General features: G+C 71.1%; 14 protein-coding genes and 2 tRNA genes. 11 read left to right on the top strand and 5 right to left on the bottom strand.

Annotation, left to right across the window (positions count from 1 at the left end):
• From AC2W7A_RS03420 to AC2W7A_RS03385, 8 genes are all read left to right on the top strand, one after another.
• Positions 1–423, top strand: a 423-nt coding sequence (locus AC2W7A_RS03420) for a DciA family protein (protein ID WP_485990126.1), incomplete at its 5' end; no start/stop codon positions are given.
• Positions 424–805: 382 nt separating this feature from the next.
• On the top strand, positions 806–2,965 hold the full coding sequence (gyrB, locus tag AC2W7A_RS03415) for a DNA topoisomerase (ATP-hydrolyzing) subunit B (protein ID WP_485990125.1): 2,160 nt from the start codon (positions 806–808) through the stop codon (positions 2,963–2,965).
• Positions 2,966–3,079: 114 nt separating this feature from the next.
• A complete protein-coding gene (gene gyrA, locus AC2W7A_RS03410; RefSeq protein WP_485990124.1) occupies positions 3,080–5,923 on the top strand; it encodes a DNA gyrase subunit A in 2,844 nt (947 codons plus the stop codon).
• Positions 5,920–6,396 carry a DUF3566 domain-containing protein gene (locus AC2W7A_RS03405; RefSeq protein WP_485990122.1) on the top strand — a complete coding sequence of 159 codons (477 nt, stop codon included), beginning with the start codon at positions 5,920–5,922 and terminating at the stop codon, positions 6,394–6,396. Before gyrA ends, AC2W7A_RS03405 begins: the two co-directional genes overlap by 4 nt.
• A gap of 129 nt (positions 6,397–6,525) precedes the next feature.
• Positions 6,526–6,599: transfer RNA gene (locus AC2W7A_RS03400), tRNA-Ile, on the top strand.
• Positions 6,600–6,672: 73 nt separating this feature from the next.
• Positions 6,673–6,819, top strand: a complete 147-nt coding sequence (locus AC2W7A_RS03395; protein WP_485990120.1) for a DLW-39 family protein — start codon at positions 6,673–6,675, stop codon at positions 6,817–6,819.
• Positions 6,820–6,878: 59 nt separating this feature from the next.
• Positions 6,879–6,951: transfer RNA gene (locus AC2W7A_RS03390), tRNA-Ala, on the top strand.
• 206 nt (positions 6,952–7,157) lie between these two features.
• Positions 7,158–7,922, top strand: a complete 765-nt coding sequence (locus AC2W7A_RS03385; protein WP_485990119.1) for a queuosine precursor transporter — start codon at positions 7,158–7,160, stop codon at positions 7,920–7,922.
• Here the strand turns inward: AC2W7A_RS03385 and AC2W7A_RS03380 are convergent.
• Together AC2W7A_RS03380 and AC2W7A_RS03375 are read right to left on the bottom strand one after the other, a co-directional pair.
• Complete coding sequence (locus tag AC2W7A_RS03380) at positions 7,871–8,914, bottom strand: nucleoside hydrolase (protein ID WP_485990118.1); 1,044 nt, start codon at positions 8,912–8,914, stop codon at positions 7,871–7,873. The two genes, AC2W7A_RS03385 and AC2W7A_RS03380, sit on opposite strands and share 52 nt — an antisense overlap.
• 152 nt (positions 8,915–9,066) lie before the next feature.
• Complete coding sequence (locus AC2W7A_RS03375) at positions 9,067–9,720, bottom strand: MBL fold metallo-hydrolase (protein WP_485990117.1); 654 nt, start codon at positions 9,718–9,720, stop codon at positions 9,067–9,069.
• Between the two features lie 244 nt (positions 9,721–9,964).
• On the opposite strand from AC2W7A_RS03375, the gene AC2W7A_RS03370 reads away from it, so the two are divergent.
• Positions 9,965–11,344, top strand: coding sequence for an NAD-dependent succinate-semialdehyde dehydrogenase (locus tag AC2W7A_RS03370; RefSeq protein WP_485990116.1), 1,380 nt, complete (start codon positions 9,965–9,967; stop codon positions 11,342–11,344).
• Between the two features lie 157 nt (positions 11,345–11,501).
• Here the strand turns inward: AC2W7A_RS03370 and AC2W7A_RS03365 are convergent, their stop codons facing one another.
• The 3 genes from AC2W7A_RS03365 to AC2W7A_RS03355 are packed head-to-tail and all read right to left on the bottom strand — an operon-like array spanning position 11,502 to position 12,747.
• Positions 11,502–11,840, bottom strand: coding sequence for a hypothetical protein (locus AC2W7A_RS03365; RefSeq protein WP_485990115.1), 339 nt, complete (start codon positions 11,838–11,840; stop codon positions 11,502–11,504).
• A complete protein-coding gene (locus AC2W7A_RS03360; RefSeq protein ID WP_485990114.1) occupies positions 11,837–12,391 on the bottom strand; it encodes a hypothetical protein in 555 nt (184 codons plus the stop codon). Before AC2W7A_RS03360 ends, AC2W7A_RS03365 begins: the two co-directional genes overlap by 4 nt.
• Positions 12,364–12,747: a hypothetical protein gene (locus AC2W7A_RS03355; protein WP_485990113.1), complete on the bottom strand. Its 384-nt coding sequence runs from the start codon at positions 12,745–12,747 to the stop codon at positions 12,364–12,366. Before AC2W7A_RS03355 ends, AC2W7A_RS03360 begins: the two co-directional genes overlap by 28 nt.
• Positions 12,748–12,947: 200 nt before the next feature.
• Between AC2W7A_RS03355 and AC2W7A_RS03350 the strand changes: the two genes are divergently transcribed.
• Positions 12,948–13,478: a peptidylprolyl isomerase gene (locus tag AC2W7A_RS03350; protein WP_485990112.1), complete on the top strand. Its 531-nt coding sequence runs from the start codon at positions 12,948–12,950 to the stop codon at positions 13,476–13,478.
• 197 nt (positions 13,479–13,675) lie between these two features.
• Positions 13,676–14,315: rhomboid family intramembrane serine protease (locus AC2W7A_RS03345; RefSeq protein WP_485990111.1), on the top strand; the 640-nt coding region annotated here is incomplete at its 3' end.

The following is a 14,315-nucleotide window of genomic DNA, read 5'->3' as shown; positions in this document are numbered from 1 at the left end:
CGGACCGAGCAGCGCGTCGAGGAGCTGGAAGGCCCGGAGCCGCCGTGGCGGCGGACCGAGGCCGACGACCGGGACCCAGCGGTGGTCGGCGACGTCTTCGGCCGCCTCATCCGGGACCGCGGCTGGTCCACCCCCGTGGCGGTCGGCTCCGTGCTGACGCGCTGGGCCGAGCTGGTCGGCCCGGACATCGCCCAGCACTGCCGACCCGAGAGCTTCGAGAACTCCGTGGTGCGCGTGCGCACCACCTCCACCGCCTGGGCCACCCAGCTGCGCCTGATGGGGCCGATGCTGCTGGCCCGCTTCGACCAGGAGCTCGGCACCGGCGTGGTCACCCGCATCGACGTCGCCGGCCCACAGGCCCCCAGCTGGAAGAAGGGGCCGCGCAGCGTCCGTGGCCGCGGACCGCGCGACACCTACGGGTGAGTGTGGGCCGGAGACGGCCGTCGTCAAGACGGGTCTCGGCAGGACCCGGGCTTCGTCCCCAGGTCGAGGTGCCATGCGCCGCTCTGAGCGGCGTTCGGCCCCGCGGACGATACGGCCCCCATACCGAGGTCTGCTCGGACGTCCTGAGCGGCGTCCACGGCCTCCTGCGGAAGATCTTCCCCGCGGCGACCCCCGCAGATTCCGCAGAGCGGCGGCCGCATCCCGTAGAATGGACAAGAATGACGCTCTCGGTCCGCCGGGAGCCGCCCCGCCGCCCGTGACCGGACCGGCCCCTGCGCGCGCGTACGCGCCCGAGGACACCGCCGGACCGGGCACCCGCGGCGGGAGACGACGTGAAGACACCGAGGAGTCAAGAGCACCCGTGAACGACGCACACTCCGGCTCGCCCGCCGAGGGTCCTCAGCACCAGGACGCCGCGGAGGCCGCCGCACCGCAGCAGACCGCGGCCGAGCGCAACGCCCAGGACAAGCAGGACCGCAAGGTCCCCGGGGACTACGGCGCCTCCGCCATCACCGTGCTCGAGGGCCTCGAAGCCGTCCGCAAGCGCCCGGGCATGTACATCGGCTCCACCGGCCCCCGCGGCCTCCACCACCTCGTGTACGAGGTCGTGGACAACTCCGTGGACGAGGCCATGGCCGGCTACGCCTCGGAGATCACCGTCACCCTCCAGGAGGACGGCGGCGTCCGCGTGGAGGACGACGGCCGCGGCATCCCCGTGGACATGCACCCCACCGAGGGCCGGCCGACCGTCGAGGTCGTCATGACGATCCTCCACGCCGGCGGCAAGTTCGGCGGCGGCGGCTACGCGGTCTCCGGCGGCCTCCACGGCGTCGGCATCTCCGTGGTCAACGCCCTGTCTCGGCGCGTGGAGACCGAGGTCCGCCGCCAGGGCCACATCTGGAGCATGTCCTTCGCCGACGGCGGCGTCCCGCAGGGCGAGCTGGTCAAGGGCGAGGCCACCGAGGCCACCGGCACCACCCAGACGTTCTACGCCGACCCGGAGATCTTCGAGTCGGTCGAGTACGACTACGAGACGCTGCGCGCCCGCTTCCAGCAGATGGCGTTCCTCAACAAGGGCCTCAAGATCACGCTGGTGGACGAGCGCGTCATCGAGGAGAACCAGGTCCTCGAGGACGAGGTCGTGGCCGAGGGCACCGCCGAGGACGAGACCGCGGACGAGTCCGGCCTCGCCGCGGACGAGGACGCCGCCCCCAAGCGCCGCGAGGTCACCTACCTCTACGAGAACGGCCTGCTGGACTACGTCGAGCACCTGAACTCGAAGAAGAAGGTCGAGTACGTCCACGACGACGTGATCGCCTTCGAGACCGAGGACACCGACCGCAAGATCGCCCTCGAGATCGCCATGCAGTGGACCACGGCCTACTCCGAGTCCGTCCACACCTACGCCAACGCGATCAACACCCATGAGGGCGGCACCCACGAGGAGGGCTTCCGCGCCGCCCTGACCTCGCTGATCAACCGCTACGCCCGTGAGAAGGAGATCCTCAAGCCCAAGGAGGACAACCTCACCGGCGACGACATCCGCGAGGGCCTGACCGCCGTCATCTCGGTGAAGCTCTCCGAGCCGCAGTTCGAGGGCCAGACCAAGACGAAGCTCGGCAACTCCGAGGCCCGCGGCTTCGTGCACGGCGTGGTCACCGACCACCTCGGCGACTGGCTCGAGCGCAACCCCGGCCCGGCGAAGGACATCATCCGCAAGGCCATCATGGCCTCGCACGCCCGCATGGCCGCCCGCAAGGCCCGGGACAACGCCCGCCGCAAGTCCCCGCTCGAGTCCTTCGGCATGCCCGGCAAGCTCGCCGACTGCTCGTCCAAGGACCCGAAGCGCTGCGAGGTCTACATCGTGGAGGGCGACTCCGCAGGCGGCTCCGCCAAGCGCGGCCGCAACCCGGAGACTCAGGCCATCCTCCCGCTGCGCGGCAAGATCCTGAACGTGGAGCGCGCCCGCCTGGACAAGGCACTCGGCAACGCCGAGGTCCAGTCCATGATCACCGCATTCGGTACGAACATCGGCGAGGAGTTCGACATCTCCAAGCTGAGGTACCACAAGATCGTGCTCATGGCCGACGCGGACGTGGACGGCCAGCACATCACCACGCTGCTGCTCACCGTGCTCTTCCGGTACATGCGTCCGCTCATCGAGGCCGGCCACGTGTTCCTCGCCCAGCCGCCGCTGTACCGCATCAAGTGGTCCAACGCCCCGCACGACTACGTGTTCACGGACGCCGAGCGCGACGCCGCCCTCGCCGCCGGCCAGGCCAAGGGCTGGCGCCTGCCGAAGGACACGGGCATCCAGCGCTACAAGGGCCTCGGCGAGATGGACTACAACGAGCTGTGGGACACCACCATGGATCCGGAGCACCGCACGCTGCTGCAGGTCACCATGGACGACGCCGCCGCCGCGGACCAGGTGTTCTCCATGCTCATGGGCGAGGACGTCGAGTCCCGCCGCGGCTTCATCCAGCAGAACGCCAAGGACGTGCGCTTCCTGGACATCTGATCCTTCAGTTCGCCCGTGACGCCGACCCCGGCGGCACGGGGCGGACATCCCACCGACGTCGCCGGCGGCGCCCGCCGCCGGCAGACCCCAGCTGACGAGGACGAGAGGACCCGCGTGAGCGACGAGACCACCCCGGAGAACCCGCAGAACCCGGCGGAGAACGAGGGCGAGCAGCAGGCGAGCGACGCACCCCAGGAGGGGGCCGTCGTCGCCGGCGGACTCGACCCGGACGAGGTGAGCGGCGACGGCACCGTGCCGCCCGAGGCCTCGGAAGACCTTCAGATGTACGAGCTGCCCGAGGGCGCCGCGGACCGCGTGGAGCACGTGGACCTCGAGTCCGAGATGAAGCGCTCCTACCTGGACTACGCGATGGCCGTGATCGTCGGCCGCGCGCTGCCGGACGTGCGCGACGGCCTCAAGCCGGTGCACCGCCGCGTGCTCTACGCGATGTACGACGGCGGCTACCGCCCGGAGCGCTCCTTCAACAAGTCCGCCCGCGTGGTCGGCGAGGTGATGGGCAACTACCACCCGCACGGCGACTCTGCGATCTACGACGCCCTCGTCCGCCTCATCCAGGACTGGGTGATGCGCTACCCGCTGGCCCTCGGCCAGGGCAACTTCGGCTCCCCGGGCAACGACGGCGCCGCCGCCCAGCGATACACCGAGACCAAGATGGCCCCGCTGGCCATGGACATGGTCCGGGACATCGACGAGGACACGGTCGACTTCCAGGAGAACTACGACGGCAAGCAGCAGGAGCCCACCGTGCTCCCGGCCCGCTTCCCGAACCTGCTGGTCAACGGCTCCTCCGGCATCGCGGTGGGCATGGCCACGAACATCCCGCCGCACAACCTGCGCGAGGTCGCCGCCGGCGTCCAGTGGTATCTGGACAACCCCGAGGCGTCCCGCGAGGAGCTGCTCGAGGCCCTCCTCAAGGAGATCAAGGGCCCGGACTTCCCGTCCGGCGCCACCATCCTCGGCACCAAGGGCATCGAAAACGCCTACCGCACCGGCCGCGGCTCCATCACCATGCGCGCCGTGGTCAACGTGGAGGAGCTCCAGGGCCGCACCTGCCTGGTGGTCACCGAGCTGCCGTACATGGTCAACCCGGACAACCTCGCCGAGAAGATTGCGCACATGGTGCGCGACGGCAAGATCTCCGGCATCGCGGACATGCGCGACGAGACCTCCGGCCGCACCGGCCAGCGCCTCGTGATCGTCCTCAAGCGCGATGCCGTGGCCAAGGTGGTGCTGAACAACCTCTACAAGCACACCGAGCTGCAGTCGAACTTCTCGGCGAACATGCTGGCCCTCGTAGACGGCGTACCGCGCACCCTCTCCCTCGACGGCTTCGTCCACCACTGGGTGAAGCACCAGATCGAGGTCATCGTCCGCCGCACGGCCTTCCGCAAGGCCAAGGCCGAGCGCGAGGCCCACATCCAGCTCGGCCTGCTCAAGGCCCTGGACATGCTGGACGAGGTCATCGCGACCATCCGCGCCTCCCGCTCCGTGGACGACGCCCGTGAGGCCCTGAAGACCCTGCTGGACATCGACGACGAGCAGGCCCAGGCGATCCTGGACATGCAGCTGCGCCGCCTGGCGGCGCTGGAGCGCCAGAAGATCCAGGACAAGTACGACGAGCTGATGGCCCTCATCGCCGAGTACACCAGGATCCTCGAGGACCCGGCCCGCCAGCGCGAGGTGGTCTCCACCGAGCTGCGCGAGATCGTGGACAAGCACGGCGACGAGCGCCGCACCCAGATCCTCTACGGCTACGACGGGGACATGTCCATGGAGGACCTGATCCCCGAGGAGGAGATGGTCGTCACCATCACCCGCGGCGGCTACGTCAAGCGCACCCGCCTGGACCAGTACCGGTCCCAGGGCCGCGGCGGCAAGGGCGTGCGCGGCGCCTCCCTGCGCGGCGACGACGTGGTGGAGCACTTCCTCACCGTGTCCACCCACCACTGGCTGCTGTTCTTCACGAACTTCGGCCGCGTGTACCGCATCAAGACCTACGAGCTCATCGAGGGCGGCCGCGACGCCAAGGGCCAGCACGTGGCCAACCTGCTGGCGTTCCAGCCGGACGAGCACATCGCGCAGATCCAGCCCCTGGCCGGTTACGACGGCGCCCACTACCTCGTCCTCGCCACCCGCAACGGCCTGGTGAAGAAGACCCTGCTGAGCGAGTACGACACCAACCGCTCCGCCGGCCTGATCGCCATCCGTCTGCGCGACGGGGACGAGCTCGTCTCCGCACGCGTGGTCTCCGCGGACGACGACCTCATCCTCATCTCCCGCAAGGGCCAGTCCGTGCGCTTCACCGCCACCGACGAGGCGCTGCGCCCCATGGGCCGTGCGACCTCCGGCGTGACCGGCATGAAGTTCCGGGACGACGACTGGCTGCTGGCCATGGACGTCGTCTCCCCGGAGGAGGACGGCTACGTGTTCACGGTGACCGACGGCGGCTACGCCAAGCGGACCCACGTGGACGAGTACCGCACGCAGAACCGCGGCGGCCTCGGCATCAAGGTGGCCAAGCTCGTGGACGAGCGCGGCGGCCTGTGCGGCGGCCTCGTGGTGCAGGAGGACCAGGAGGTCCTCGTGGTCATGGAGTCCGGCAAGGTGGTCCGCTCCGCCGTGTCCGGCGTCCCGGCCAAGGGTCGCGACACCATGGGTGTGATCTTCGCCAAGCCCGGCACGAAGGACCGGATCGTGGCCGTCACCCTCAACAACGAGGAAGCCATCGAGGCGGACGCCGAGGCGGCCGCGGAGGCCGGCCCGGACGGCGGCGGCGACAGCGGCCCGGACGGTGCGGCGGAGGGTGCCGGGGCGTCCGATGCGGGGGACGCAGGGGTACTCTTGGACGAGTCCACCGACCAGAACGACACCGTGTCCGACGACGTGAGCGCCTCCGCTGAGGCCGACGCCGAGGACGCAGACGGAGGAGAGCAGTGAGCACTTCGGCCTCATCGCGCCCCCAGTCCGGCGCCGCCGGCACCCGGTCCGCCCGCCCCGCGCAGCGCACCGGCAAGGAGGGCCTGGTCCGCTCGGCTCCCAAGGCCAAGCAGCGGCGCGCACGGCTGCTGATCTCCCGGGTGGACGTCTGGTCGGCCATGAAGCTCGGCTTCCTGCTGTCCGTGGCGCTGGGCATCATCACCGTGATCGGTGCGGTGGGCCTGTACTCGCTGATGGATCTGGCCGGGATCTTCGACCGCGTGAACGACGTGCTCGGCACCGTGCTCGGCGCCGAGTCCGGCAATTACACGGTCCAGCACCTCGCGCCGCTCGGCACCGTGGCCTCCCTGGCCACGATCGTCGCCGTGATGAACGTGGTCCTGCTGACCCTGCTGTCCGTGGTGCTCGCGGCCCTCTACAACGTCTCCGCCGCCCTCGTCGGCGGCCTCGGGGTGACCCTGACGGACGACTGACCGGCCGGCTGGCCGGCCTCCGCGTTACCCCACCGTCCGGAGCCACCCGCGATTTGCGCCGGCGGCTCCGGTCCTGTAGAGTTCTTTCTCGTTGTGAAGCACGGTTTCTCCCGTGCATCACGGCGATGAGGGCGTATAGCTCAGGCGGTTAGAGCGCTTCGCTGATAACGAAGAGGTCCCAAGTTCAAGTCTTGGTACGCCCACTCCCACAGCACTCGAGGCCCCGTTCCACGGGGCCTCGGCCGTCTCGGGACCCCACTCCTCAGGAGGCACGACGTGTCGAAGCTCAGCAGGGTGGCCGTGGCAGCGGCCGCCGCAGCGGCGGCCTGGGGCATCCGCTCCTGGCAGCAGGCCCGGCAGGACCGCGAGGTCTGGGCCTCCGCCACGGACGGACTCCCGGACGAGGAGCCGGAGATCCGCTGAGGGCCGGACCCGCTAGAGTGGGTCCACACGACTGGGCAGCCGTGGGCTGGACAGCACACGGGGGCATGGCGCAATTGGTAGCGCACCTGCTTTGCAAGCAGGGGGTTAGGGGTTCGAGTCCCCTTGCCTCCACCGAAGGGGAAGGGTCCCGCCGGACTCGGAAGACCGAGGCCGGCGGGGCCCTTCCGCATGTCCGGGCCCGTCCACGCGCCCCGGGGAGGGCCCGACGACGGCCGCTCGCCCTCCGGAGGCGACGGCGCCGTCGTCGGGGGCGAGGGGAAGAGCTGCAGGCCGGGCCGCGGCTCACACATCCGGGCGGAATCTGGTTCGATGTTCCGGTGACTACCACCACTGACACCACAGACAGGCCCGCCTCTGGGCAGGGCGCCCCGCAGTACGCGGAGGTGCCCCACAGCCACTACGACCTCTTCGTCGGCATCTTCGTCGGCGTCCTCCTGCTCTCCGGCGTGACCGCCGCGAAGCTCTTCTACGGTCCCACCATCCCGGTCTTCAGCGACCTCTTCTACGGCGGCGGACCGCTGATCTTCGACGGCGGCGCGTTCCTCTTCCCGATCGCCTACATCGTGGGCGACATCCTCGCCGAAGTGTACGGCTACCGCCGCGCGCGCCGCGCCATCTACATCGGCTTCCTGATGCTGATCGTGGCCGCCGTGACCTACCAGGTCGTCGCCCTGACCACGCCAGTGGAGGGCTTCGAGGCCTGGAACCAGGCGCTCGCCCCCACCCTGCGCCTGACCCTCGCCGGCCTCGCCGGGTTCTTCGTGGGCAGCCTGGTCAACGCGAAGATCGTCTCCCGCATGAAGGAGCGGATGAAGGAGCGCAGCGTCGCCCTGCGCCTGATCCTGTCCACGCTCGTCGGCGAATTCCTGGACACCCTGGTGTTCTGCCTCGTCGCGTTCGCCGGCACCATCAGCCTGGCCGAGCTCGCGAACTACACGTTCACCGGCTACATCTACAAGTCGCTCGTCGAGATCCTGATCGTCCCGCTCACGCTGGTGGTGATCCGCTGGCTCAAGCGGCACGAGCCCACCTACCGCCTCGTGGAGCCCTCCGAGCGCTCCGCCACCGCCGCGGCCGCCTGAGCGAAGGCCGCGAACACCGCACTGGGGTCGTTGCCCGTGACGCGTCGCGCGTTCGGGCGGCGGCCCCAGATGTGTCTGTCGTCGTGGACGGTGGTGCCGCGCAGCAGGTCCGAGTCCGCCTCCACGTCCACCACGGTGGCTGCCGTGCCGTACGCGGCCACCCCGGCCGCGGCCTGGGCGGCGAACAGGTCATGCAGGTGCGCCACGTAGCCCTGGTCGTAGTCATGGTGGAACTCGAAGTAGAAGCGCAGCGCGTCCGCCAGCACGTCCAGCACGGGCACGCCCGTGTCCGCTACGGGCCCGTCCTGCCGTTCCCGGTCCACGGCCCAGCCCACGGCCCGGGCTCCGGCCCCCGTGAGCAGCCCGTCCAGCAGGGCCGGGGTGTACTCGATCCGCTCGGTGGTCTCCAACGAGCACACCAGGGGCAGCCGCTCCTGGGGCAGCCCCTCGAAGGCCGCGTAGACCTCCTTGGCGGCGTCCGGGTCGCACCAGGTGTTCCACTCGGCGGTGGGCGTCGTGTTGCCCGGGTACAGGAAGGCCCCGCCCATGACCACAATCCCCGCCGCGAGCTCCGGAAGCCGCGGCTCCGCGCGCAGGGCCAGGGCCAGGTTGGTCAGCGGAGCGGTGCACAGGATGGTCGTCTCACCCGGGTGGGCGCGCAGCTCGTCCACCCACACGTCCACGGCGGACCGGGGGGACAGCCGCTCCGGCAGGCGCGGCACCCGGGCGTGGCCGATCCCGCCCTCGCCGTGCGTCTCCGGCGTGGTCTCGGCCGGACGTCGCAGCGGCGCCTCGGCCCCGACAGCGACCTCCACGTGGCCCAGCCCCAGCAGCTCCAGCAGGCCGAGGGTGTTGAGAGCGCACTCCCGCGCGGTCGCGTTGCCGCCGGCGGTCGTCACGGCGGCCAGCTCCGCGCCGCACCCGGCGAGCTGGATCAGCGCGCACGCGTCGTCGATGCCGGTGTCCACGTCGGCCAGGATCCGTCTGCTCACGCCCAGCACCCTATCGGCCGGCGTCGCACGAGACGGGCCCTGGCGTCGAACCAGAGGAATCGGTCACTTCACACCGCCCGGAGGGGGCCACTTCCTCTGGTTCGGCGCAGAGAGAGAGAAGACTCGGCGAGGCGCCGCGAACGGCGCGTACCTCAGAGCCGGTGGGCGCTGCCGAGGCCGAGCCTCAGGTACTGCGTGCCCTCGGGGACGAGCGTCGGGAGCATCCCGTCCACCACGGAGCGGCCGTCACGGGACAGGATCGCGTCGTGAATGGGGATCGCGGTGCGCGGGCGGAGGGTGCGGACGTACTCGACCGCCTCGGAGATCTTCATCCAGGGGGCGCTCACCGGCAGCAGCAGGGTGTCCACCTCCACACCCTCGGGCAGCGCGGGGAACGAGTCGCCGGGGTGCAGCAGGGCGCCGTCCACCAGGTAGGCGGCGTTGTCCGGGCGCGGGACGTCCTCGTGGATCAGGGCGTGCTCTCCGCCGAGCACCCGTACCTCGAATCCGCCGGCGGAGAAGACGTCTCCGGGCACGGCGGTGTGCAGCACCTTCCGGGGCAGGCCGGCTGCCGCGAGCTGTTCCACCAGGTCCTCGGGGGCCCAGACGGCACGGGCACCGGCGTCCACGGCCGCCGCCACCCGCTCGGGCACCACATGGTCCGGGTGCAGGTGGGTGATCAGCACGGTCTCCACGCCGGCCAGGACGGCGGCGTCGCTGAAGGCGCCCGGGTCGAAGCCGATCCTCCGGCCGTCCCGCTCCAGCCGGACGGCGGACTGGCCCCACAGGGTGAACTCGGTGGTCATGGCATCTCCTCTCTTCGTGCTGCTCGATCCGGTGTCCGATTTCCGCACGCGAGATGCGTGCTCGCGCCGAGTCTGCCCCAGCCTCCGGGAGCAGAGGAAGAGGGCCGGTGCGGCACGGCGCCCCGCGTCGGTGGACGTGCCCGTCGGTCCTGCCCGAGGATGGAGACCTGCATCACACCCGCGCGCGGCGTCACCGTGGACACACCCTCCCGGATGCCGTGCCCGTCACGTGCAAAGGGGCACCATGGCACGCTTCCACACCACGAACCCGGTCACCGGCGAGCTCGTCGAGGAGTTCGAGGCCCTCACCGAGGACCGGCTCGAGCCGCTGCTGGCCCGGGCCCACGCCGGGTACCTCTCCTGGCGCCGCACGCAGGTCGCGGACCGCGCCGCCGTGCTCCACCGGATCGCCGACCTCTACGAGGAGCGCGCCGAGCAGCTCGCGCAGGACGTCACCACGGAGATGGGCAAGCCGATCACCGCCGCCCGCGGCGAGATGAAGACCTGCGCCGGCATCTTCCGGTACTACGCGGAGCAGGGGCCTCAGATGATCGCTCGCGAGCAGATCGAGCCGGCCACCGGCGGCATGGCGTACCTGCGCCGGGACCCGATCGGTGTGCTGCTGATGATCATGCCGTGGAACTTCCCGCACTATCAGATCGCCCGCGTGGCCGCCCCGAACCTGCTGCTGGGCAACACCATGATCCTCAAGCACGCCGGCAACTGCGCACGCTCGGCCCTGAACGTGGAGCGGATGCTCCAGGACGCCGGCGTCCCCACGGACGCCTTCGTCAACGCGTTCCTGGGCCATGAGCACGTGGGCGCCATGATCGCGGACGAGCGCATCGCCGGCGTCACCCTGACCGGCTCGGACCGGGCGGGGAGGATCGTCGGCGAGCAGGCCGGCCGCGAGGTGAAGAAGGCCGTCCTGGAGCTCGGTGGCTCGGACCCGTTCGTGGTCGCCCCGGACGCGGACCTGGAGGCCACCGCGAAGGACGCCGTGATCGGCCGCTGCGTGAACTCCGGCCAGACCTGCACGTCCTCGAAGCGGTTCATCGTGATGGAGGAGCTGTACGAGCCGTTCCTGGAGAGGTTCGTGGCCGGCATGTCCTCCGTTCCGTTCGGAGACCCGCAGGACGAGGACACCGTGGTGGGCCCGCTGTCCTCGGCGCAGGCGCGGGAGGACGTCCACGAGCTCGTGGAGGACGCCGTGGCCCACGGCGCCCGGACCCTCACCGGCGGTCAGGTCCCGGACGGTCCGGGCTTCTTCTACCCGCCGACCGTCCTGGTGGACGTCCCCGAGTCCGCCCGCGCCTACCGGGAGGAGATCTTCGGTCCGGTGGCCGTGGTGCACCGGGTGAAGGACCTGGACGCCGCGATCGAGCTGGCCAACGACTCCCCGTACGGCCTCTCCAGCTCCGTGTACACCACCAGCGCCGAGGTGGCCGAGGACGTCGCCGCGCGCCTGGAGGTGGGCATGGTGTGGATCAACTCGACCTCCAAGTCCTCGGCCGAGCTGCCCTTCGGCGGCGTGAAGCGCTCGGGCATCGGCCGGGAGCTGGGCCGGCTGGGCATCGAGGAGTTCGCCAACCACAAGCTCGTCCGCTCGCCCGGCGGCCTGTGAGGCACTGAGAGGCATGACGACGGCCTCGCACCGGAGACGACCAGCGGTCGCCTCCGGTGGCGGGGCCGGCACACGTGAGCCCCCGCCGGCGCTGCCGGCGGGGGCTCACGTCAGGGACGGGGCCGGAGGCGAAGCCTCAGCGTGACCGCCCCGTGGTTCAGCGGGAGATGCCCGGGTTGGCGGAGGTCGGTCCGCCGGTGTCCACGGAGTCCACCTGGACGTCGCCGCCGGCCTGGGCGGCGCCGTCGCGGCGGGCCTGGGCCTCGGCAACCGCGGCGCGCTGCTTGGCGTACGGATCGGCGGAGCCGTGGGCGTCCACCACCGGGACGTTGGCGGTCACCGGGCCGGGGGCCGGGGCCTTCCACGGATCCTGGACCGGCTTGGTCAGCTTCCAGATCGCGTAGGCGGCGCCGGCGGCGGCCACGGTCATGCCGGAGATGATCCAGCCCTTGCCGGAGCGGGACTGGCGCTTGGCCTGCTTGGCATGCTTCTTCATGCCCTTCTCCGCGTTGTGGGCGTAGCCCTCGGCGCCTTGCGCAGCCTCTTCACGATCTTCTTGTCCCCGGTCACGCGGACGAGGGTGTCCTCCACGGAGGCCGGGACCTTGTAGTCGTGCACGGACTTGCCGGCCTTGCCGACGGCGTCCGCCAGGCGGGCGGCGGCCACCGGGACGTACTGGTCGCGGCGGTCCTGGGCGTACTTGGTGGCGTCGGCCACGCGGCGCTGGACCTCGGGGGACAGCTTCTGCTGGCCGGCCTGGAGGGCGGCGAGACCGGCCAGGACGGCGGCCTGGACGTCCTGGCCGCCCTGGGCGGCGCCCTTGCGGGTGGCCTTCGCGGCGGCCTTGCCCTGCTTGGCGAGGTCCTTCTTGAGGCGGCCGGCCTTCTTGGCCGCGGCCTTGCGGTTCTTGGTGTTCTGCTTCTTCAGCGTCTTGCCCTTCTTCTCGGCGGTCTTCTTCAGGTCCTTGCCGGCGGACTCCGCCTGGTCCTGGAGGTCAGCCAGGAAGCCCTGGACGGTGTTCAGGCCGCCGGCGAGGGCCGGGGACACGGCCGCGAGGCCGGCGGCGACCTCGCGGTGCGTACTTCTGGTACCGGTCCGGCCACGGCCGGGGCCAGGCGGGCGTACTGCTGGGAGACGGCGGCGTTGGCACGCTCGGCACCGGCGGCCAGCTGCGGGCCGACCTGGGTCCGGGCGTCCTCGGCGAGGCGGCGGCCCTCCTTGCCGGCGATCTTGGCACGGTAGGTCGAGTCGATCAGGCCGTACTCGCCCCAGGCGCGGGCGGCCTCCACCTTCGGGGCGGCCCAGTGGCGGGCGTCCTCGCGGCGGCGGTCCAGGAACGTGCCGAACGCGGTGTCGCGGAAGTCGGTGGTCTCTGCGGTCGAATCGGAGGTCTTGAAGCCCATGCGATCTCCTTGAGCTGGGGGTGCCGCGGACGGGTGCCCGTCCGCGTGTCTGGTTGTGTCCCAGCCTAGTCGCGCGGGAGGAGACTGGCACGCCCCACCGGGCGCGGGACCGCACCGGCGGGCTAAGCCCTGCGCGTAAGTGTGGTGGGCGGCACGCCGTCCCCTGCCCACAGGCGGGCGTCGATGGAACAATGAGGCCCATGACCAACGCCACGCATATCGCGACCATCCATACCAACCAGGGCGACGTCGTCGTGGAGCTCTACGGAGACCACGCCCCGAAGACCGTGAAGAACTTCGTGGGCCTGGCCACCGGCGAGCAGGAGTGGACCCACCCGCAGACCGGCGAGAAGCAGACCGGCACCCCGCTGTACTCCGGCACCGTGTTCCACCGCATCATCAAGGACTTCATGATCCAGGGCGGCGACCCGCTCGGCATGGGCATCGGCGGCCCCGGCTACCAGTTCGGCGACGAGATCCACCCGGAGCTGCAGTTCGACCGCCCGTACCTGCTGGCCATGGCGAACGCCGGCCCGGGCACCAACGGCTCCCAGTTCTTCATCACCTCCGTGCCGACCGGCTGGCTGAACGGCAAGCACACCATCTTCGGTGAGGTGAAGGACGAGGCCTCCCAGAAGGTCGTGGACCGGCTCAACGCCGTCGCCACCGACCCGCGCGACCGTCCGCTGGAGGACGTCGTCATCGACTCCATCGAGATCGCCGAGGCCTGAGCCGCATCCCGGGCAGACCCCTGACGTGACAGATCGGACCGATCCTCACGAGACGCACGGCCCGGACGCCGGCGGCACCGGATTCCCCGAGTGCCGCGGCATCCGGGCGTGCGGCGTACATGGCCTGCGTCGGCTGCCGCCGGCCGGCCTGCCTCGACTGCCAGGCGGGCACCACGTCCTCCGGGCATGTGGTGTGCGTGGACTGCGCCGCCCGCAGGGAGCAGGAGCGCGCCGCCGGCGTGCCGCGCCGGCGCAGCGCCCTGAAGGACACCCCGGCGCTGGTCTGGGCCCTGATCGGGCTCACCACGCTCGTCTACGCAGGGCAGTGGGCCACGCTGGGCAGCGCCGCGGACCTGACGGCCCTCGGCTGGTACGCCCCCGGGCAGACGTCCACGGTGGTCATGGAGCCGTACCGGATGCTGTCCAACGCCTTCCTGCACTCCCTGCAGAACCCCGGGCACCTGGTCCTGAACATGCTGGCGCTGTGGATGCTGGGCCGCGCCCTGGTCCGTCCGCTGGGCACGGCCCGGTTCCTGACGCTCTACGCCCTCTCCGCCCTGGGCGGCTCGGTGGCCGTGCTCTGGCTGTCCGACCCGCGCACGCCCGTGCTCGGCGCCTCGGGTGCGATCTACGGGCTCTTCGCCGCCGTCTTCGTGCTCACCCGGGCCCGCGGCGGCAACATCGGCTCCCTCACCGTGCTGCTCGCGGTGAACCTCGTCTTCAGCCTCACGGTGCCGGGGATCTCCTGGCAGGGGCACCTCGGGGGACTGGCGGCCGGCGCGCTCGTGGCCGGCTGCTTCGAGCTGCTCGGTCCGGGCGGCCGCGCGCCCGCCGGAC

Source organism: Micrococcus sp. LASM2_SD2 (assembly GCF_057364565.1).
This window is presented reverse-complemented; position numbering and strand designations above follow the sequence as displayed.

What these genes read in the sequence shown, in the direction of transcription:
- AC2W7A_RS03375 (WP_485990117.1), bottom strand. Translation starts at nt 9,720, where the DNA reads ATGACCACCGAGTTCACCCTGTGGGGCCAGTCCGCCGTCCGGCTGGAG.
- AC2W7A_RS03350 (WP_485990112.1), top strand. Translation starts at nt 12,948, where the DNA reads ATGACCAACGCCACGCATATCGCGACCATCCATACCAACCAGGGCGAC.
- AC2W7A_RS03370 (WP_485990116.1), top strand. Translation starts at nt 9,965, where the DNA reads ATGGCACGCTTCCACACCACGAACCCGGTCACCGGCGAGCTCGTCGAG.
- AC2W7A_RS03365 (WP_485990115.1), bottom strand. Translation starts at nt 11,840, where the DNA reads ATGAAGAAGCATGCCAAGCAGGCCAAGCGCCAGTCCCGCTCCGGCAAG.
- AC2W7A_RS03355 (WP_485990113.1), bottom strand. Translation starts at nt 12,747, where the DNA reads ATGGGCTTCAAGACCTCCGATTCGACCGCAGAGACCACCGACTTCCGC.